Raw genomic sequence first — 1,190 nt, forward strand, 5'->3', positions numbered from 1 at the left:
GCCGTTGACGATGTTGTTGACCGTGTTCGTCACGTTCGACACATCGCCGGCAACGTTCGCCACATCACCAGCGACATTCGCCACGTCCTGGTTCGTCTGGAATAGCTGCGCACCGTTCACTGCGTCCGTGCTCGCAGCCGACAGCGTGCCTGCTGCCAGACCGCTGATCTTCGTGCCGCTCGCACCCTTCAGCGTGATCGTGCCCAATGCCGTGTCGTCATACGCGACGAAGCTGTTCGTCACGTTGCCGCTGTTGTCCACATTCGCGCCCATTTCCTTGAGCTGTGCCAGGTTCACCGCATCGGTGTTCGCCACCCCGGCTGCCACATTCGACAACGTCACCGGCTTGGATGTACTCACGCCACCAAACGTGACCTTCGACCGGGTCGAATCGTCGTATGCGACGAATGTGTTCGTGACCGTGCCGTTGCCGTCGATGTTGGCACCCATCGCCTGGAGCTGCGACAGGTTCACCGCATCCATCGCCTGCGTACCATTGGCCACACCCGTAATCTGACGCGAACCTACATCCACCGTATTGGCACGGCTCGCCACCGAGTTCGAACCCAGCGCCACCGAGTTGGCTGCCGTCGCACTCGCGGCACCACCGATCGCCACCGCGTCCTTGCCGGTTGCCGACGAATCGGCCAGCGTCGAGTTGGTGTGGAAGTACTTGATGCCGCCGCCGTTGACGATGTTGTTGACCGTGTTGCCCACGTTCGCCACATCCTGGTTCGTCTGGAACAACTGCGTACCGTTCACTGCATCCATGCTCGTGGCCGACAGCGTGCCTGCCGCCAGATCGGTGATCTTCGTGCCGCTCGCACCCTTCAGCGTGATCGTGCCCAGCGTCGAATCGTCATAGGCAACGAAGCTGTTCGTCACGTTGCCGCTGCTGTCTACATTCGCGCCCATTTCCTTGAGCTGCGACAGGTTCACCGCATCGGTGTTCGCCACCCCGGCTGCCACGTTCGACAGCGTCACTGGCTTGGATGTACTCACGCCACCAAACGTGACCTTGGACCGGGTCGAGTCGTCATAGGCGACGAATGTGTTCGTGACCGTGCCGTTGCCGTCGAAGTTGGCACCCATCGCCTGAAGCTGCGACAGGTTCACCGCATCCATCGCCTGCGTACCATTGGCCACACCCGTAATCTGACGCGAGCCCACATCCACCGTGTTGGCACGGT

At 61.3% G+C, this 1,190-nt stretch carries 1 pseudogene; it reads right to left on the reverse strand.

The window, feature by feature from the left end:
• A pseudogene (locus tag AC1ECK_RS36610) lies at window positions 1-1,190 on the reverse strand (YadA-like family protein); the annotation flags it as partial.

It is taken from the genome of Paraburkholderia sp. SSBN10T, assembly GCF_056619545.1.